The 18,823-nt window shown below is 66.2% G+C and carries 20 protein-coding genes and 1 pseudogene; 16 read left to right on the plus strand and 5 right to left on the minus strand.

Going from position 1 to position 18,823, the window contains the following annotated elements; genetic code table 11:
- From QRN11_RS19445 to moaA, 3 genes and pseudogenes are all read right to left on the minus strand, one after another.
- A pseudogene (locus QRN11_RS19445) lies at positions 1–424 on the minus strand (hypothetical protein); the annotation flags it as partial.
- Between the two features lie 66 nt (positions 425–490).
- Positions 491–757 carry a MoaD/ThiS family protein gene (locus QRN11_RS19450; protein ID WP_285314127.1) on the minus strand — a complete coding sequence of 89 codons (267 nt, stop codon included), beginning with the start codon at positions 755–757 and terminating at the stop codon, positions 491–493.
- A gap of 5 nt (positions 758–762) precedes the next feature.
- Positions 763–1,884 carry a GTP 3',8-cyclase MoaA gene (moaA, locus tag QRN11_RS19455; protein WP_285314128.1) on the minus strand — a complete coding sequence of 374 codons (1,122 nt, stop codon included), beginning with the start codon at positions 1,882–1,884 and terminating at the stop codon, positions 763–765.
- Positions 1,885–2,065: 181 nt separating this feature from the next.
- Between moaA and QRN11_RS19460 the strand changes: the two genes are divergently transcribed.
- The 7 genes from QRN11_RS19460 to QRN11_RS19490 all read left to right on the plus strand — a co-directional run bounded on the left by QRN11_RS19460 (position 2,066) and on the right by QRN11_RS19490 (position 7,801).
- Positions 2,066–3,631, plus strand: coding sequence for a molybdopterin-dependent oxidoreductase (locus tag QRN11_RS19460; protein ID WP_502935062.1), 1,566 nt, complete (start codon positions 2,066–2,068; stop codon positions 3,629–3,631).
- Between the two features lie 20 nt (positions 3,632–3,651).
- Positions 3,652–4,965, plus strand: a complete 1,314-nt coding sequence (locus QRN11_RS19465; protein ID WP_285314129.1) for a molybdopterin molybdotransferase MoeA — start codon at positions 3,652–3,654, stop codon at positions 4,963–4,965.
- Positions 4,953–5,447, plus strand: coding sequence for a cyclic pyranopterin monophosphate synthase MoaC (moaC, locus tag QRN11_RS19470; RefSeq protein ID WP_285314130.1), 495 nt, complete (start codon positions 4,953–4,955; stop codon positions 5,445–5,447). Before QRN11_RS19465 ends, moaC begins: the two co-directional genes overlap by 13 nt.
- A complete protein-coding gene (locus tag QRN11_RS19475; protein WP_285314131.1) occupies positions 5,444–5,974 on the plus strand; it encodes a MogA/MoaB family molybdenum cofactor biosynthesis protein in 531 nt (176 codons plus the stop codon). Before moaC ends, QRN11_RS19475 begins: the two co-directional genes overlap by 4 nt.
- On the plus strand, positions 5,964–6,446 hold the full coding sequence (locus QRN11_RS19480) for a molybdenum cofactor biosynthesis protein MoaE (protein ID WP_285314132.1): 483 nt from the start codon (positions 5,964–5,966) through the stop codon (positions 6,444–6,446). The genes QRN11_RS19475 and QRN11_RS19480 overlap by 11 nt, the downstream gene beginning before the upstream one ends.
- A 102-nt stretch (positions 6,447–6,548) precedes the next feature.
- Positions 6,549–7,319, plus strand: a complete 771-nt coding sequence (dapB, locus tag QRN11_RS19485; RefSeq protein WP_285314133.1) for a 4-hydroxy-tetrahydrodipicolinate reductase — start codon at positions 6,549–6,551, stop codon at positions 7,317–7,319.
- A 14-nt stretch (positions 7,320–7,333) separates the two neighbouring features.
- Positions 7,334–7,801, plus strand: a complete 468-nt coding sequence (locus tag QRN11_RS19490) for a hypothetical protein (RefSeq protein WP_502935059.1) — start codon at positions 7,334–7,336, stop codon at positions 7,799–7,801.
- Here QRN11_RS19490 and QRN11_RS19495 read toward each other — a convergent pair.
- Complete coding sequence (locus tag QRN11_RS19495) at positions 7,798–9,033, minus strand: heparan-alpha-glucosaminide N-acetyltransferase domain-containing protein (RefSeq protein ID WP_285314135.1); 1,236 nt, start codon at positions 9,031–9,033, stop codon at positions 7,798–7,800. The genes QRN11_RS19490 and QRN11_RS19495 overlap by 4 nt on opposite strands.
- A gap of 83 nt (positions 9,034–9,116) precedes the next feature.
- Here QRN11_RS19495 and QRN11_RS19500 point away from each other — a divergent pair, with 83 nt between their 5' ends.
- The 8 genes from QRN11_RS19500 (at position 9,117) to QRN11_RS19535 (ending at position 17,815) form a co-directional block, all read left to right on the plus strand.
- Positions 9,117–9,491: a hypothetical protein gene (locus QRN11_RS19500; protein WP_285314136.1), complete on the plus strand. Its 375-nt coding sequence runs from the start codon at positions 9,117–9,119 to the stop codon at positions 9,489–9,491.
- A gap of 24 nt (positions 9,492–9,515) precedes the next feature.
- A complete protein-coding gene (locus QRN11_RS19505) occupies positions 9,516–10,265 on the plus strand; it encodes a carbon-nitrogen hydrolase family protein (protein ID WP_285314137.1) in 750 nt (249 codons plus the stop codon).
- A 103-nt stretch (positions 10,266–10,368) separates the two neighbouring features.
- Entirely contained in the window at positions 10,369–11,277 is a 909-nt protein-coding gene (gene dapA / locus QRN11_RS19510; RefSeq protein WP_142062608.1) for a 4-hydroxy-tetrahydrodipicolinate synthase, read from the plus strand.
- A gap of 43 nt (positions 11,278–11,320) precedes the next feature.
- Positions 11,321–13,012, plus strand: a complete 1,692-nt coding sequence (locus QRN11_RS19515; RefSeq protein ID WP_091418101.1) for a ribonuclease J — start codon at positions 11,321–11,323, stop codon at positions 13,010–13,012.
- Between the two features lie 154 nt (positions 13,013–13,166).
- Positions 13,167–16,052, plus strand: coding sequence for an FtsK/SpoIIIE family DNA translocase (locus QRN11_RS19520; RefSeq protein ID WP_285314138.1), 2,886 nt, complete (start codon positions 13,167–13,169; stop codon positions 16,050–16,052).
- A gap of 23 nt (positions 16,053–16,075) precedes the next feature.
- Entirely contained in the window at positions 16,076–16,720 is a 645-nt protein-coding gene (gene pgsA, locus QRN11_RS19525; protein WP_285314139.1) for a CDP-diacylglycerol--glycerol-3-phosphate 3-phosphatidyltransferase, read from the plus strand.
- Positions 16,717–17,211 carry a CinA family protein gene (locus QRN11_RS19530; protein ID WP_285314140.1) on the plus strand — a complete coding sequence of 165 codons (495 nt, stop codon included), beginning with the start codon at positions 16,717–16,719 and terminating at the stop codon, positions 17,209–17,211. Before pgsA ends, QRN11_RS19530 begins: the two co-directional genes overlap by 4 nt.
- Positions 17,212–17,362: 151 nt before the next feature.
- Positions 17,363–17,815: a helix-turn-helix domain-containing protein gene (locus tag QRN11_RS19535; RefSeq protein ID WP_050055661.1), complete on the plus strand. Its 453-nt coding sequence runs from the start codon at positions 17,363–17,365 to the stop codon at positions 17,813–17,815.
- 133 nt (positions 17,816–17,948) lie between these two features.
- On the opposite strand, the gene QRN11_RS19540 is transcribed toward QRN11_RS19535, so the two are convergent.
- Positions 17,949–18,455 (minus strand): MarR family winged helix-turn-helix transcriptional regulator, encoded by a 507-nt coding sequence (locus QRN11_RS19540; protein ID WP_285314141.1) that lies wholly within the window; start codon positions 18,453–18,455, stop codon positions 17,949–17,951.
- Between the two features lie 41 nt (positions 18,456–18,496).
- On the opposite strand from QRN11_RS19540, the gene QRN11_RS19545 reads away from it, so the two are divergent.
- A complete protein-coding gene (locus QRN11_RS19545; protein WP_091418089.1) occupies positions 18,497–18,721 on the plus strand; it encodes a DUF3046 domain-containing protein in 225 nt (74 codons plus the stop codon).
- Positions 18,722–18,823: the final 102 nt, after the last annotated feature.

Consider the following 18,823-nt stretch of genomic DNA (forward strand, 5'->3'; position numbering starts at 1 on the left):
AGGTCCGTTCGTGGACGGGCGCTTCCGGCGGGATCATCGCATGCTGGATTTCAATGGCTTCGGCGGCGTCCCGGGCCTTCACGCCGGCGATCTGGGCTTCCAGCTGCTTTGTCACTGCCAAGCGCTCGAGTCGGATCTCATAGCGACGCTGCAGTACATCCACGCCAGCTCCGCCACTGGCAGCGGCCCCGGGACCGGCGTCGGCTTCCAGCCGCTGATCTTCCAGGAACAGGGCATCAAGCAGGGCAGTTGAGGCGTGAATGTCTTCCATCGTTGCCGCCGTACCCGCGCCGTTTCCCATAGAAGAATCATCCATCGAGGCACTGACATTCGGGGCGGCGTCAGCGGATGGGTGAACCGGCGCAGTCGGCGCGGCGCGAAGCAGCGCGTCCCTGTTGACCCCCGTGCCCTCGTGGTTTCCCATACCGACAGCATCCATCGTGGCACTGACATTCCCTGCCCGGGAGAAGCCTCCGCGGGGAAAGTACTCCTAGCCGCCGGCGAACGGAGGCAGCACGTCCACGACGTCGTCGGCCTTTAGGACAACACTGTGGTTCCGCACCGCCACCTCATTCAGCAGGAAGCTGCTCCGCGACAGGATGCGGGGCAGCGGCGGGGTTCCGGCAGGTGGCTCGGGCCGCTCCACAGAAAGGACCGACTCCAGCAGGTCGGCAACAGTGGCGCCCGGCGCCAGCTCGAAGCGCTCTTCCTCAACGCCTGCCGCAGCGCGTGCGGCAGCGAAGTATCGTACGTTCAAATGTCTCAGCCCCCGATGGCGCTCATGCTGCGGTCCGGCTGGACGAAGTCCGGAGCGTCAAGTCCCACGTGGTCCATTCCGTGTGCTTTTGGCTTGAGCCACATGGCGTCCTGCCAGCGCTGGGCGAGCGCGTCGTCGCTTGCGCCCGAGCGCAGCAGGCCCAGCAGGTCGAATTCCTCACGCGAGAACAGGCAGCTCATGATCTTGCCTTCGGCCGTGATCCTCGTCCTCCGGCAGTCCGAACAGAACGGTTCAGTCACAGAGGCAATGATGCCAACGGTCCCCAGCAGCGGGCCGGAATCAGACCCCGCCGCCCGCCGTCGTACTTCAAAGCGTTCCGCAGGGGCACCATCGCGGGCGCGCGGATCAGAGCTGAGGACAAAGTCACCCGACAGCAGAGAGCGGATCTCAGCAGCCGTGATCATGTTCCGCCGCGTCCAGCCATGGTCAGCATCAAGCGGCATCTGCTCGATGAACCGCAACTCGTAGCCGCGGTCCAGCGCCCATGCCAGCAGTGATGGCGCCTCGGCGTCGTTGATGCCGCGCATGAGGACTGCGTTGAGCTTGACCGGGCCCAGGCCTGCAGCCCAGGCCGCGTCCACGCCGGCCAGCACCTGGTCCAGGAACGGCCGCCGGGTCAGCTTGGTGAAAGTCTCCTCGTGCAGCGAGTCCAGGGACACATTGATCCGGGTCAGGCCGGCCGCCTTCAACGCGGCCGCCTTCTTTGCCAGGCCCACGCCGTTGGTGGTCATGGAGATAGGCAGCTCAGGATGATTGCTGCGGAGCGAGGCGATGATGTCCACCAGGTCGTGCCGCACCAGCGGTTCACCACCGGTCAGCCGCAGTTCACGCACGCCCAGCTGCTCAACGCCGATCCGCACAATCCGCACGATCTCCTCCGCAGACATCACTGCCTGCTTCGCGAGCCACTCAAGGCCCTCAGCGGGCATGCAGTAGGTGCAGCGAAGGTTGCATTTGTCCGTCAGGGAAAGCCTCATGTCCGTGGCGCGGCGGCCGTAACGGTCGGCCAGCCCGGCCGGAGCATCGGCGGGGCGCGCACCGGGTACGGAGGGCAGCGCTGCCCCCGCATCTTCCCGTGGCTGGGGCATGCCTAGCTGGACACTCATGAATTCAGGCTACGCCACAATGGGCTCCGCATCACACCGTGACCGGTCCGGCCGGCAGCAGCAGAATCCGCGGCCCACGACCGGCGCCGCGGGCAGCCAGCGAACCTAAGCTGTAGGTGTGAACAGCTCCCAGCCACAGCATGCAGCGAACGACGGCGTGACACGGCTTCCCGAGCGCCCGGTGCCCTCGGTGCCCCCCGGGCCGGTCCCGCGGCACCGCGTGTGGCCCGCCGCCGCCGCGGGCGCCGTTGCGGTGGGCAGCGCGGTGGTGCTTGGAGAACTTCTGGCCGGTATTTTCAGCCCGGCGCTGTCGCCCATGACAGCGGTTGGCGGCGCAGTCATCGATGCCGTTCCACCCGGTATGAAGGACTGGGCTGTAGCGCTGTTCGGGACGGCCGACAAACTTGCACTCCTGGCTGGCATGGCCCTGGTCATTGCCGCGCTGGCCGCGATGGCGGGAATAGTCGAAGACCGGCGCCGCTTTGCCGGCATCGCCATCGTTGGCCTCTTTGGGCTGGTGGGGCTGGCAGCCGTCCTCACCCGGGCCCAAGCCAGCTTCAATGCGATGGCCTTGCCGGTAATCACCGCAGTCATTGCCGGTGCGCTGCTCAGGTTCCTGATTCGGCGGCTGCAGGAGTGGACGGGCAGTGAGCGCACCTCCGATACGGAAGCCGTGCCTGCCCGCCGTCGTTTCCTCCAGGCCCTGGCAGGCGGGGCTGCCTTCACGGTGATCGGCGGGGCGCTGGCATCGCTCTGGCGCGGCGCCGCAGCGGCCGCCAGCGAAGCAAGGAGCCGCGTGGCGCTGCCGGTACCCGCCTCAGCAGCGCCGCCCATCCCGTCCGGAGCCGAGACCGGCCTGGATGGAATGCAGCCCCTGGTCACGCCCAACCCTGACTTCTACCGCATCGACACCGCACTCACCGTTCCTGCCCTCGATCCGGATACCTGGGTCCTCAAAGTCACCGGAATGGTGGACAGGGAAGTTGAGCTGTCCTTCGCCGATCTCGTGGCGAAACCCCAGATCGAGCGCCACGTAACTATCGCGTGCGTGTCCAATGAAGTGGGCGGAGACCTGATCAGCAATGCGCGCTGGCTGGGCTGGCCCGTCCGCGAATTGCTGGCACTCGCCGGGCCACAACCCGGCGCGGACATGGTGCTCTCAAGGAGCACGGACGGCTGGACCGCCGGCACCCCGCTCGAGGTCCTCACCGACAACCGGGATGCGCTGCTTGCCGTCGGCATGAACGGCGAGCCCTTGCCCCTGGAGCACGGATTTCCCGTCCGGCTGGTGGTGCCTGGTCTCTATGGCTACGTGTCCGCCACCAAATGGGTTACCGAGCTGAAGGTCACCAGGTTCGCGGACGACGCCGGCTACTGGACTCCCCGCGGCTGGTCTGAGCGCGGACCCATCAAAACGTCGTCCAGGATCGATGTCCCGCGCGATGGCCGTGGGGTGAAGGCCGGAACTGTGATGTTCGGTGGCGTCGCCTGGGCGCAGCACTCCGGCATTGGGAAGGTGGAGCTCCGCGTGAACCGGGGCGCGTGGCAGCAGGCGGAGCTGGGCGAAGGCATCTCGGTGGACACCTGGTACCAATGGAAGGTGGGCCTGGAGCTGGCAGCAGGCCAGCACGAAGTCCAGGTCCGCGCAACTGATCTCACGGGCCGGGCCCAGGACGAACAACGCAGGCCGCCGGCCCCGGACGGAGCCACCGGGTTCCACACCATTAGAGTGGACGTGCAACCCTGATGGCTACCGAAGGCGGAACCATGACCAGCCCGCAACCGCATGGAACGTCGCTGTCCGGGACGTCCCAGCCCCCAACCTCCCACCCGGCGCGGCACCAGGAAAAGCACCACCGGCACCAGGCGCGATCCGTGGCTGAGCACGCGGCCGCCGTCGCCGAACTGCTGCAGCCGCTGCGGTCACCGGGCCGCACCGAAGTGCTTCCGCTGGGCGAGGCACTGGGCCGGGGCCTGGTCAAAGACGTCACCGCCCCCATCAGCCTGCCGCCCTTCGCCAATTCCCAGATGGACGGGTACGCCATCCGTTCCGCTGACCTGCCCGACGACGGCGGCGAGCTGCGCGTGATGCCTCCCGTTCCCGCCGGCGCCAGTCCGGCCGCCCTCCAGCGCGGCACAGCCGCCCCGATCATGACCGGAGCCATGCTGCCTGAGGGGGCCGACGCCGTCGTCCCCATTGAGCGGGCCGTTCCGGACCGTTTCCTGCCGCCCACCGGACAGTCCACGGCGCAAGCAACGGTGAAGCTGCCTGCGGCAGCCCCGGGCACCTACGTGCGGGAAGCCGGCAGCGATGTGCAGGCCGGCCAGACCGCCCTGGCGGCGGGCACCTTCCTGGGCCCGGCCCAGCTGGGACTGCTGGCCGCGTTGGGCATCCCGGAAGTGACTGTCTACCGGGCCGTGACGGTCCTGCTGGTCACCACCGGTGATGAAGTGGTGGAACCGGGCCAGGACCTTCCCGCCGGCAAGATCTATGACTCCAATGGCACGCTCCTGGAAACTGCGATGCGGCAGGCGGGCCTCGAGGTCCGCCGGGCAGGTATTGTCACAGACAACCCGGGAAAGCTTCGTGAGCTGCTTCGCGCCGAGGGAGCGGCGGTGGACCTCATCGTCACCACCGGCGGGGTCAGCAAGGGTGCCTACGAGGTGGTCCGGCAGGCCATGGAAGACCAGCCGGTGGAATTCCTCCACGTGGCCATGCAGCCGGGCGGCCCGCAGGGAATCGGCACCTTCGAGGGGCGGCCGTTCCTGGGATTCCCCGGCAACCCGGTCAGCTGCCTGGTCTCGTTTGAAATGTTCCTGCGCCCTGTGCTGGGCCGCCTGCTCGGCGCTCCCGCACCCCGCCTGCCGCTTCGCGCACGCCTCGGACAGCCAGTCGCGTCTCCCGCAAACAAGCACCAGGTCCGCCGAGGTACATTGCAGCCTGACGGCACGGTAGAGCTGCAGGGCGGCGAAAGTTCACATCTGATGCATGCGCTCGCCGGTTCGAACGTGCTGCTTCACGTCCCACAGGGGGTGGCCGAACTCGCGGCTGGAGCGGAGGTGGAAGTATGGATGCTGTGAATGCAGAAGAATCCCCGGCCGCGCTGACGCACCTGCGCCAGGACGGCAGCGCCCAGATGGTGGACGTCTCCGCCAAAGCCGAAACCACCCGCGAGGCCACCGCCACCGCCACAGTCCGCACCACCGCAGAAGTTATGGGCCTGCTCGGTTCCGGTGGACTGCCCAAAGGCGACGCGCTCGCCGTGGCGCGCGTGGCCGGAATCATGGCCGCCAAAAAGACCCCCGAACTGATTCCACTTTGCCATCCGCTCCCGCTGTCCAAAGTCACCGTGGACTTCGACCTTGCCGCCGATTCGGTGTCGATCCTCGCCACGGTCAAGACCAGGGGAGTCACAGGAGTGGAGATGGAGGCCCTCACCGCAGTGTCCGTCGCTGCGCTGAGCGTCTACGACATGATCAAGGCAGTGGACAAGCACGCCGTCCTGGACGACATCAAGGTCCTGGCTAAGAGCGGCGGCAAAAGCGGGGACTGGGCACTGTGAGCACCTCGAGCCCCCTTAGTGCCCCCGAGCCGCACCGCCACGGCGACGTACTGGGCCGGAAGGCCGGCGTCGTGATCGCCTCCACGCGGGCCGCTGCCGGAATTTACGACGACGAAACCGGCCCCGTGATCAGCGATTGGCTGACCGAACACGGCTTCGACGTCTTCCCGGCCATGGTGGTGCCCGACGGCGAGCCCGTGGGCGCCGCGATCCGCGCACTCCTCACCCAGCGGCCCGCCGTCGTGATCACCAGCGGCGGAACTGGCCTCAGCCCGGACGACCGTACGCCGGACGTCACCCTGCCGCTCCTGGACCGCGAGATTCCCGGCATCATGGAAGCGATCCGCCGGGCGGGTGCTGCGAAGACTCCACTGGCCGCGCTGAGCCGTGGCTACGCGGGCGCGGCGGGCCATACTTTCATCATCAACCTGCCCGGATCACCCAAGGGGGTCATGGACGGACTGACCGTCCTGGACCCGGTCATCGGGCACCTCTGCGACCAGCTGGAAGGCGGACATGGGCACTGAAACATCATTCGAGGTGGTCAACGCGGTCCTGAGTGCGGAGCCCATCTCCGTTGACCAGGCCATCGCGGCGGTTGAAAGCGACACCGCGGGCGCGGTGGTCAGCTTCAGTGGGGTGGTGCGCAACCACGACGGCGGCAAGCCGGTTGAGCGCCTCAGCTACAGTGCGCACCCCACGGCACACCAGGTGATGGCCGACGTCGTTGCCCGGCTGGTCGCTGAACAATCGGGAGCCGGCAGCTCCGGCGGGGAAAGCGGCGGGTCCGTGCAGTCCGTCCGGATCTGGGCGGCGCACCGGATCGGCATGCTTGAAATCGGCGACCCGGCGCTGGTATGTGCCGTGTCTGCCGCCCACCGGGGGCAGGCATTTGCCGTCTGCTCCGAGCTGGTGGACCGGATCAAGGAGCAGGTTCCCATCTGGAAGGAACAGTTCTTTACCGACGGAACCGTCGAATGGGTTGGCGCAGGCAACTGACCCTGTTCCCTCCAGGTTCCGTCCAGTCCGGAACGGCTCATGCGAGGTAACGCACACTCCCCGGTTCCTGCGCGGCTGGAGCCCGCCGGTAGGCTTAACGGCATGACCGAACAACTCTCCGCGCCCTTGCCCGTTGCCGTGCTGGGCGCGAACGGGCGCATGGGCGCCGAAGCCGTAAAAGCCATCGAAGCCGCGCCGGATATGAAACTGGTCGCAGCCCTGGGCCGCGGAGATTCACTGGACCAGATCACGGCAGCAGGTGCCCGCTTTATGGTTGACCTGACGGTGCCGGAAAGCACCGAGGCCAATGTCCGCTTCGCCGTCGAACAGGGCATCCACGCTGTCGTGGGCACCACCGGCTGGGACGCTGCAAAGCTGTCAGCGCTTGAGGACCTGCTGGCCGGCCACCCGGAGACCGGCGTGCTGATCGCCCCCAACTTTGCCCTTGGCTCAGTCCTCGCCTCGGCTTTCGCTGCGAAGGCATCCAAGTACTTTGAGTCGGTGGAGATCATCGAACTGCACCACCCTGACAAAGTGGATGCGCCCTCCGGTACCGCCGTCCGCACCGCGGAGCTCATCGCCGCCGAACGCGCCGCTGCCAACGTTGCCCCGAGCCCCGATGCCACCACCAGCGAACTCGCCGGTGCCCGTGGCTGCGAGGTGGACGGTGTCCGTGTCCACAGTGTGCGGCTCCGCGGCCTCGTGGCCCACCAGGAGGTCCTGCTCGGCAGCGCCGGCGAGCAACTGACCCTGCGTCACGATTCTTTTGACCGCGCCTCCTTTATGCCCGGCGTGCTCCTTGGCCTGCGTAAGGTGGCCTCCCACCCCGGACTTACGGTGGGCCTGGACGGCTACCTGGACCTGGGGCTATAGCCGTGGCCGGGCTCATGGCTGGCTTCCGGAAGAACCGCACCAAGATCTGGGTGGGTGCCGTCACGCTGCTCCTGGTCTTTTACCTGGTGGTGTCCTTCCAGCGTTCGGTCCTGCTGCTGACGGACAGCAATCCTGCAGCCGTAGCCATCGGCGCTGCTTACCTGGTGCTGCCCGTGATCGGCGCCTGGGCGCTGATCCGCGAGCTGATGTTCGGCGCCCGCACCGAACAGATGGCCAAAGTCCTCGAGGCTGAAGGCGGGCTTCCCGTGGACGAACTGCCCCGGACGCCTGCCGGCCGGATCGTCCGGTCCGCAGCCGACGCCGAATTCGAGAAATACCGGATCGAGGCCGAGGCGGCGCCCGAGGACTGGCGCTCCTGGTTCCGGCTGAGCTGCGCGTACGACGCCGCCGGCGACCGGAAGCGCGCCCGCGCCTCCATGCGTGATGCCGTTAAACTCTTCCGGGGCAACGTTCCGGCTTAGCGGACGGCTTTTACCCCGCCGCGGCCCAACTGGTTTGCCGCATGCCCCAGCCATTCCAGCGGCCCACGCCATTTGAGCAGCACAAACACCATGCCAATGATCACCGCCGAGGCGGCGTGGGCGAAATACATGGCGTCTTCGTTCCAGCCCTCCGGCATTGGCTTGAGATAGAACGCCGAAACCACCCACACATGGACGGAATACAGGGTCAGGGTCATGGCGCCCGCGCCCCGGAGGGGCAGCAGCAGGTCCAGGGCAACCCACTCGGCCAGCCTGCCCAACAGCAGGAACGCCCCGATGATTGCTGCGGCCACCGCGGACGTATGCAGCAGGTCCAGGCTGGTTGCCGAGTGGGGTGCCGCGGATGCCAGCCACCACCACGAACCCTCCTGCGGGATGCCGGTCAGGTTGACCTGCAGAACGCTGCCCAGCGGATAGCCGGGGGAATTCAATACCTTCTCCAGCGCCGCACGGCCGCCCCAGTCTTCCATCGCCGCAGTGCCCAGTGATTTGGACAGGACGGCAATGATGGTTCCGCCCACCAGCAGCACCCAGGGCACCAGCGCTTTATGCAGCATCAGGCGGCCGACGACGAGCCCCACCAGGAGGTAGGAGAGCCACTGGAAGACGGGGTAATAGCCGGTCAGGAAGACGTCGGCCAGCAGCCTTCCCGGTGTGGACAGGTCTTCCCAGGAGGGGTTGTGGCCCAGCTTGAGCGGCGGGTTCGCGGCGAGCAGCCACGGACGCAGCAGGTACGCCAGCACGGGGGAGACCAGAATCCAGCCGGCCGCCCAGGCGCAAAGCGCCTTCAGCTGCAGGCCCAGGAACGGCAGTACGCACAGGAACAGGACTGCGTAATGGACCAGGATGATGGCCAGGTTTACTTCCAGGCCACCGAGGGAGAGTCCGACGGCGGCAATCACCAGGGCGCGCAGGGCCACGCCGCGCCGGGCGCCGGACAGCTCGGGACCCTGCAGCGGCTTGTGCTTTCCCGTGGATAAGGCAAGGCCCACTCCAGCCAGGACCGCGAACAGGGCGGCCGCCCGGCCCGAAAAGGTCAGGCCGATCCAGGTGGGCGTAAGGTTGGCGTTCGACTCGAAGGTGGGAAGCAGGTGGGTGGCCATCATTCCCAGCAGTGCAAGCCCGCGGGCGGCGTCTATGCCGTGCAGCCGTGCCGGGGCGGACCGTCCGGGAGACGTCCTGGTGGAAGCGGCGGCATTACGGGAGGTCATGTCCAGATCGTCTCACATCCGCCTGTGGCGGGCCTGTCAAAGAGCTCTTGTATTCGAATATATGTTCGAATACTATGAATCGCATGCAAACGCCATCATCCGGAGCCCCATCCTCCGGAGTCCCATTATTCGGTGCTCCAGCACCCGGAGCCCAGGCTTCGGGATCACGCCATGACGGGCCGCTGAAGGCCATGAGCCCCGGCGTGGTCGATTACCTCTTCCGCCAGCTGGTGACAGGAAAGACGTCCGAGGATATCCAGTGGGAGCAGGAGGGCATCAGCCTTTCCGCACAGCCGGAGGGCGCCGAACTGGCCCGCCGATTGGCCGAGACGGACATCGACGCCCTGACGCCCGTGGAACTGTTCCACTACATGCGGGCCGCCCAACGCCTGGCCACCTGGGCGGAAGGGCTCCGCCAGGCAGCCGTGGGCAGGTATTGCCACCCCGGGCCTGTGTAACCCCGGCATGCCTAGGATGGAGGCGTGACTGACACCCTTCCTGTCTCCGTCATTCAGTACCGTCCGCTGGATGGAGGCATCCCGGCCAACGCTGAGGAGCACGTGCGCCTTATTGAGGACGCTGATGACCATGGCGCCCGGCTGGTGGTCTTCCCGGAGCTTTCCCTGACCGGCTATCGGCTGGATCTCCTCGACAGCCCTGGCTCGTGGGTAACGCCGGGTGACCACAGGCTCGCGGATGTCCGGGAGATCTGCCGCAGGACGGGGATTACCGCCATCATAGGGGCCGCCCTTCGGGAGGCCGACGGCACCCCGCGGCTGGCATCGCTGGCCGTCCACCCTGATGGGAGTACCGAGACGGCCTTCAAGACCCACCTCCACGGGGATGAACTCGAACTCTTCACGCCCGGAGAGGGGGCCACTTATATAGAGGTGGACGGGTGGAAGACTGCTCTGGCGATCTGCCTGGACGCCTCCGTGCCATCGCATTCCGGTGATTCCGCGGCTGCTGGCGCCGACCTCTATTGTGTGTCCGCGCTCTACACCAAAAACGAGGAACACCGCCTTGCCCTCCACCTTGGTGCCCGCGCCATGGACAACCGGATGTTCACGGCGCTGGCCAACCTCGGCGGCACCAGCCCGTTGGACGAATCATGCGGCCTCAGCGGCTTTTGGGGACCGGACGGGCTCCCCCTGAAGCAGGCTTCGGGCACCGGTACCGAGATCGTTTCAACCGTCCTGCAGCGCAGCCGCCTCAAAAAGTTCCGGCAGTGAACGGCCAAAGCGCGGGCCCCGGGTATACCGGAAACCCCTATTTGACGTGCATCACGCCCGCCCTATTGTCCTAACCAGCGGTGGACAGGGTAACGTTTTTTCCATGGCTGACACTTCCGCGCACATCCCTGCCCTCGGTACCCTCCTGACCGCAATGGTTACGCCGTTCGCCAAGGACGGTTCAGTTGATTACCAGCAGGCAGCGGAACTGGCCACCAAGCTCGTGGACGACGGCTGCGACGGCCTTGTGGTCACCGGAACCACGGGTGAAACCTCCACCCTCACCGACGAAGAGAACCTTGGCATGTTCCGCGCCGTCAAGGAAGCCGTGGGCGGCCGTGCCGCGATCATCGCCGGTACCGGCACCAACGACACCGCGCACTCGGTGCACCTTTCCCAGCAGGCTGCGGCGCTCGGCGTCGACGGCATCCTGCTGGTGACCCCTTACTACAACAAGCCCAGCCAGTCGGGCCTCCGCGCGCACTTCGAGACCATCGCCTCGGCCGCCGACGTGCCCGTGATGCTCTATGACATTCCCGGCCGGTCCTCCATCGCCATCGAACCCGACACCATGATCCGGCTGGCGCAGCACCCCAACATCGTCGCGGTGAAGGATGCCAAGGCGGACTTCGTGGCCGCCACCCGCGTCATGAGCGAGACGGACCTGCTCTTCTACTCCGGCGATGACGGACTGACGCTGCCCTGGATGGCGCTGGGCGCCGTCGGCCTGGTGGGCGTGACCACCCACGTGGCCACCCGCCGCTTCCGCGAACTCATTGACGCCGTGAATGCGAATGACCTCGGCACCGCCCGGAAGATCAATTTCGAACTCCAGCCGGTAGTGCGCGCAACCATGACCCGTGTCCAGGGCGCCGTGGCGGCCAAACAGATTCTTAAATGGCAGGGAGTCCTGCCCAACTCGATTGTCCGTTTGCCCCTCGTGGAGCCGGACGAAGCCGAGATCGAAACCATCCGCGGGGATTTGGCGGAAGCGGGGCTGGTCTTTTCCTAAAAGCTAAGACCGGCACGCCCTTCCGCCTGGAAAGTAGTGCAATATGACCCAAATCGCCCTGACCGGCCTTGTCACCCCGCCCCGCCTGCCCAACGGCACGTTGCGGATCGTCCCGCTCGGCGGGCTGGGGGAGATCGGCCGGAACATGGCCGTGTTCGAAATCGACGGCAAACTGCTGATCGTTGACTGCGGCGTCCTCTTCCCGGAGGAAACCCAGCCCGGCGTCGACTTGATCCTCCCGGACTTCTCCTACATCGAGAACCGGCTGGATGACATCGTCGCCGTCGTCCTGACCCACGGCCACGAGGACCACATCGGCGCTGTCCCGTACCTGCTGCGGCTCCGCAACGACATCCCGCTGGTGGGCTCGCAGCTGACCCTTGCCCTGATCGAGGCGAAGCTGCAGGAACACCGCATCCGGCCCTACACACTCACCGTGGAAGAGGGCCAGGTAGAGAAGTTCGGCCCCTTCGAATGCGAGTTCGTAGCCGTTAACCACTCCATCCCTGACGCTCTGGCCGTCTTCATCCGCACCGCAGGCGGTACCGTGCTGCACACGGGCGACTTCAAGATGGACCAGCTTCCGCTCGATGGCCGCATCACCGACCTCCGGCACTTCGCCAAGCTCGGCGAAGAGGGCGTTGACCTCTTTATGTCGGACTCCACCAACGCGGACGTCCCGGGTTTCACCACCGCGGAAAAGGAAATCGGCCCTACCCTGGAGCGGCTCTTCGGCCAGGCCACCAAGCGCATCATCGTGGCGTCCTTCTCCTCGCACGTCCACCGGGTCCAGCAGGTCCTGGACGCGGCCGGGAAGCACAACCGCAAGGTGGCGTTTGTTGGCCGCTCCATGGTCCGGAACATGGCGATCGCCGAGAAGCTCGGATACCTGGATGTTCCGCCGGGCCTGATCGTGGACATCAAGAACATCGACAACCTGCCGGACAACCGCGTGGTGCTCATGTCCACCGGCTCCCAGGGTGAACCGATGGCGGCCCTGTCCCGGATGGCCAACGGCGACCACCGCGTGGTGGTGGGCGACGGCGACACCGTCATCCTGGCCTCCAGCCTCATCCCCGGCAATGAAAACGCGGTCTTCCGGATCATCAACGGCCTGCTGAAACTCGGCGCTGATGTCATCCACAAGGGCAACGCCAAGGTCCACGTCTCCGGCCACGCCGCTGCCGGCGAACTCCTCTACTGCTACAACATCCTTGAGCCGCTGAACGCCATGCCCGTGCACGGCGAAACCCGGCACCTGATTGCCAACGGCAAGATCGCCATCGAGTCCGGTGTTCCGGAAGCCAGCGTGATCCTGGCAGACAATGGCACCGTGATTGACCTGAAGGACCACCGCGCCGATGTGGTGGGACAGGTGGAAGTGGGCTTCGTCTATGTGGACGGATCCAGCGTGGGCGAAATTACCGACGCCGACCTCAAGGACCGCCGCATCCTCGGCGATGAGGGCTTCATCTCGATCATCACCGTCGTCAACCGGACCACCGGCAAGGTGGTCTCCGGACCGGAAATCCACGCCCGCGGCGTGGCCGAGGACGATTCGGTGTTCGATGACATCATCCCCAAGATCAACGCAGCGCTGGAAGAAGCCGTCCTGAACCACGCGGACCACACCAGCCACCAGCTCCAGCAGGTGGTCCGCCGGGTGGTGGGTACGTGGGTCAATCGCAAGCTGCGCCGCCGCCCCATGATCATCCCCGTGGTCCTCGAGGCTTAAGAGGGTCCCGCACCGGCTCCGGCCCGTACTCCGCCACACCGGGAGTGCGGGCCGGAGGTGTTTAACCCGTCCTGCGCCACGCCCGTTGAGCAGGGGGGATTCATGGGGCTCCAAATCCCCGGGAAAACGGTGCGGTTCCGGTAGCGTGGCTACCATGGCCACTCGTACTACTTCCGCGCCCAATGGATCCAGCAAGGCCAGTTCCGGCAGCAAATCCGGCGGCCGCGGTTCCGGCTCCACGGCAGCGAAATCTCCGGCCAGGTCCGGACGGGCCGGGAGTTCCGGTACGGCCAGGACACGCCAGCTTCCCGCCGTCGAACAGCACCAGCCCTGGCTGCTCCGCGTCGTGGGCGGAGCATGGCTGGGCATCGGCCATCTCGTGGGCGGGGGAGTGCGGCGCATCGGCCATGACGTCAGCGACCTCCCGGCCGACGAACGCCGCGACGGCGCAGCCCTCTTCAACCTTGCCCTGGGCATCTTCATCGCCACCTTCGCCTGGTGGGGCCTCACCGGCTGGTTCCCGGACGCGGTCTACAGTGTGGTGAACGGGACGTTCGGCTGGATGTCGCTGCTGCTTCCGCTGATGCTTTTTGTGTGCTCTTTCCGGCTCTTCCGCCAGCCCTCAGACGGGCGGGGCAACAACCGGGTGGGCATCGGCTTCCTCATCATGACGTTTGCCGGCTGCGCCCTGGCGCACGTCCTGGGCGGACAGCCCACTGTCGCCCAGGGCTTTGACGGCCTGCGCCAGGCCGGCGGGATGCTGGGCTTCCTGGGCGCCTCTCCGCTGGCCGCGATCCATCCCGCCGTGCCGCTGGTGCTCTACGGGCTGCTGGCCTTTGTGTCGCTGCTCATCATCACCGCCACCCCGTTCGGTGCCATCCCGCGGCGGCTGCGCGGCGCGTACGAGCACCTGATGGGCATCGACCTCCAGGAGCAGGACGGGAACGGCCACGACCGCAGCTACCTTGAGCGGACGCCGCCTGCGGCGCCGAAAAAGAAGAAGCGTCGCTTCTTCGGCAAGGATGAGGAGTCCGACGCCGGCCTGGAGGGTTACGTCGGGGACGAGGCCTTTGAGCATGCCGTCATTGACGACGACGAGCCCGAGCCGCCGCGGCCCGCCCCCGGTGTGCGCCGGCCCACCCAGGCGGAGATCGCCGTCGAAAAGATCAAGGCAGCACAGGGCCTCGGCAGCGCCGCGGCAGCCGGCCAGGACAACGCCACCGAAGCCATCCCCATGGTCACCCCCGGCATGGCAGCCGCCGGCAGCAAGCCGGCCGCCGCACCCACTGTGCCGTCCAATCCGGTGGCTCCCGCGCCGCCGCCCGTCCCCATCCCGCAGCGCACCGAGCAGTTGTCCCTCGCCGGCGACGTGACGTACACGCTCCCGGCGTCGGACTACCTGACGCCCGGCTCCATCCCGAAGGAGCGCACGGAAGCCAATGACGCCGTCGTCGCCGCCCTGACGGACACCCTGCAGCAGTTCAACGTCGATGCCACAGTTACGGGCTTCAGCCGCGGCCCCACTGTCACCCGCTACGAGATCGAACTGGCGCCGGGAACCAAGGTGGAGCGGGTCACCGCGCTGTCCAAGAACATTTCCTACGCCGTCGCATCCAGCGATGTGCGGATCCTCAGCCCCATTCCGGGCAAGTCCGCGATCGGCATCGAGATCCCCAACACGGACCGCGAGACCGTCTCCCTGGGTGACGTGCTCCGCAGCCAGAACGCCCGCCGCACCGACCACCCGATGGTGATGGGCGTGGGCAAGGATGTTGAGGGCGGCTACGTGGTGGCCAACCTGGCCAAGATGCCCCACCTGCTGGTGGCCGGCGCCACCGGTGCCGGTAAGTCCTCCTTCGTGAACTCCATGATCACGTCCATCCTGATGCGCGCCACTCCGGACGAGGTGCGCATGGTGATGGTGGACCCGAAGCGCGTGGAACTTACCGCCTATGAAGGTGTCCCGCACCTCATCACCCCCATCATCACCAACCCCAAGAAAGCCGCCGAAGCCCTCCAGTGGGTGGTCCGCGAGATGGACGCCCGCTACGACGACCTCGCCAACTACGGTTTCAAGCACATCGACGACTTCAACAAGGCCGTCCGCGCCGGCAAGGTCCAGCCGCCGGTGGATTCCAAGCGCGTCATCCGCCCCTACCCCTACCTGCTGGTGATCGTGGACGAACTCGCCGACCTCATGATGGTGGCGCCGCGCGACGTGGAAGACTCGATCGTCCGCATCACCCAGCTTGCACGTGCCGCCGGCATCCACCTCGTCCTGGCCACCCAGCGGCCGTCGGTGGACGTGGTGACCGGCCTGATCAAGGCCAACGTGCCGTCTCGTATGGCCTTTGCCACCTCCTCCGTCACCGACTCCCGCGTGGTCCTTGACCAGCCCGGTGCCGAAAAACTCATCGGCCAGGGCGATGCCCTCTTCCTGCCCATGGGCGCTTCCAAGGCCATGCGTGTCCAGGGCGCCTGGGTCACGGAGTCCGAAATCCACAAGGTGGTGGAGCATGTCAAGGGGCAGCTCCAGGCCAGCTACCGCGACGACGTCGCGGCGGAGGCGCCCAAGAAGCAGATCGACGACGACATCGGGGACGACCTCGAGGTGCTGCTGCAGGCCACCGAACTGGTGGTCACTACGCAGTTCGGCTCCACCTCCATGCTGCAGCGCAAGCTGCGCGTGGGCTTCGCCAAGGCCGGCCGCCTCATGGACCTGCTCGAATCCCGCGGCGTGGTGGGCCCCTCGGAAGGTTCAAAGGCCCGCGACGTGCTGGTGAAACCGGACGATCTCGCCCCCGTCCTGGCCGCCATGAAGGGCCAGGAGGCGCCGGCCGCACCGGATGCGCAGACTGCTGCGCTCAGCGACAACGCCAACGCGAACATCGCCCAGGGCGGGTACGCCGAAGACCTGGTGGCCGCGGACCTGGACCAGCGGAAGCAGAACGTGGAATATTACGACGGCTCCGACTCTCCGCCGGGCGGGTACGACGACGAGGACGGCTCCGAGGACGCATGGTCCCTCACGGGCCGCTAGGCCGGAGACGGTAGCCTAGAAAGGTGACTAGCACAGATGCCACCGCCGCCGGCTCCAGCCGTGCCGGGGTCTGGAACCTTCCCAATATCCTGACCATGCTCCGCATCGGGCTGGTGCCGTTCTTCGTCTGGTTCCTGATCGCCGACGCGCCCGGACTCCACAGCCAGTCCGGGCCCTGGCGCTGGGCGGCGGCTGCCGCGTTCGCCGTCGCGATTTACACTGACAAGCTCGACGGCGACATCGCCCGGAGCCGGAACCTCGTGACCGACTTCGGCAAGATCGCCGACCCCATCGCGGACAAACTGCTCATTGGTTCCGCCCTGGTGATGCTGTCCGTGCTCGGCGAACTGCCCTGGTGGGCCACCTTGGTGATCCTGGTGCGTGAATGGGGCATTACCGCCCTGCGCTTCTTCGTCATCCGCTACGGCGTCATCCCCGCCTCGCGCGGAGGCAAACTCAAAACGGTGGTCCAGACGGCCGCCATCTTCCTGTACCTGCTCCCGCTGGGTGCCATCGCACCGTGGCTCACGTGGGTGGCGTTCGCCGTGATGATGGTGGCCGTTGCCATCACCGTCTGGACCGGCGGCGAATATGTCGTCGAGGCCATGCGCCTGCGCGCCAGGGGGAAAGTGCAAGGAACCACGAAGGGCGGGCAGGAACCGGCATGACCAACCAGCAGCATCTTTCGCTTCACCATCTGGCCGAGCAGGCAGTCCGGCAGGCCATGGAGCTCAAACTTACGGTGGCAACAGCGGAATCGCTGACTGCCGGCATGATGTCCGCGGTCCTGGCCGACACACCCGGCGCCTCCGGAATGCTGCAGGGCGGTGTGGTGGCCTACCAGAACTCCGTCAAGGCGGACGTGCTGAAGGTGTCCGCGGAACTGCTGGCCAACGCCGGATCCGTTGATCATGACGTTGCTGCTGCCATGGCTGAAGGGGCACGCTCGGCCCTTGGCGCGGATATTGGCGTCTCCACCACCGGCGTTGCCGGGCCGGAAGCACATGATGGAAAGCCCGTGGGAACGGTGTATATCGGCGTTGCGACGGCAGCGGGAACAAATGCCTTCGAGTATGTGTTTTCAGGGAGCCGGGCAGAGATCCGGGGGCAGGCTTGCGGCGCTGCGCTGGAACAGTTGATTCAGGCTCTGGCGTCCTGAAGTTACCCGGCTGTAAAGTTGGCGGGAACAAAAGCCGGTACCGATTAGTTATTACATTGTGTCGCTTCCGGAGAGCGGAGGCGCCTAGGATGAAAACACCAACGGTTCGCTACACGGCGGACCGGACTGAACGAGGAGCAAGGCGATACAGATGGTAAAGCAGCCCGTATCCGTAAACGGCGTTGTCCGCTGGAAGGATGTGGGCCTCGCCGATCAGGCTAAGAGCGAACAGAAGGAGCGCAAGATGGTGGTACTTCGTCACGAAATCGGTGATGTCCTGCGCGATGTTCGCCAGCGTCAGGGGCGTACGCTCCGTGAGGTTTCGCACAGCGCCCGAGTCTCCCTGGGTTACCTCAGCGAGGTGGAGCGCGGTCAGAAGGAAGCGTCTTCCGAGCTTCTGTCCTCAATCTGCTCGGCCCTGGATGTCCCGTTGTCCAGCATGCTCCGGGAGGTCAGTGACCGCGTGGCAGTAGCCGAAGGCGTAGCTGTCCCGGACACCGTACCGCAGGAATTCTCCCAGCGTTACGGACGCGACCTTGAGCGCGATCTCAACAACGAACTCAACGATGAACTTTCAACCGGCCTCCTTTCCGGCGCCCGGTAAGGACTGATCCACCATACGGTGGCATCCTGCACGGAAAGCCCCCGGCATCCGCCGGGGGCTTTTTCGTGTTTCCGGGCACTTTTCCAGGTGCCGGCGCCAGCCTTTGCCTGCCCCGCGGATTTGTCGTTTGGACCTAGATGTCGTGCGGGAAACCGTCACGTTCGTAGGTGGCGTTGAGCTTGGCCATAAACCGGGCAAGCTCCTGCAAGTCCTCCACAGGCCATTCACCCAGCCGCTCCCGAAAGACCTCCCGGCGCGCGTCCTGGACCTGGTGCATCTTTTCCTCGCCCTTGGGAGTGAGCCGGATGGCCTGCGCGCGTCCGTCCAGCGGGTCCGCTTCCTTGGAGACCAGCCCGATGCTTTCGAGGAACGCAATCTGCCGGCTGACGCTCGGCTTGCCCACGCCAATGTTCATTGCCAGATCGGTGAGCCGGATGGGGCCTTCCCTGCGGATCACTGTCAGCAAACCATAGGCAGCCGGCTCCATGTCCGGATGGACCTGGCGGGAGAGCTGGTTGGAGATGGCACGTGCGCGCCGCCAGAAGACGCTGATCTGGTGTTCGACGTTCTGCAGTGCGGCATCCACCAGGTGATCGTCGTCGCGGCCAGCGGGGGTCGGGGCGGCAGGGGAGTTGCTCATGGCAACAATTCTAGGGTCCGGGATCATGAGAGACTCAACAGGTGCGAATCAGCGATTATTGGCGACTTATGGATGATGAATTTGGCGCCGGCTACTCGCGGGTCCTCAGCAGCACCCTTGTCCTCGCCGGGGTGGGCGGCCGCACCGCGGACCAGGCGCTGGCTGCCGGTGTGGAGCCCCGCAAGGTCTGGCTGGCGGTCTGCGATGTCCAGGACGTTCCCGCCGAGCGCCGGCTGGGCCGGGACGTCAAGCCCCGCGTCGAATAGGCCCAATCCTTCGGGACACGCCGGACTATTGTTCGAATACCTGTTCGGGTAAAGCTATGCTTTTCCTAGCGGGTTATCCACATAGCCGCCGTCCTCAGGCCG

The organism is Pseudarthrobacter sp. fls2-241-R2A-168 (assembly GCF_030209335.1).
Lineage (GTDB): Bacteria > Actinomycetota > Actinomycetes > Actinomycetales > Micrococcaceae > Arthrobacter.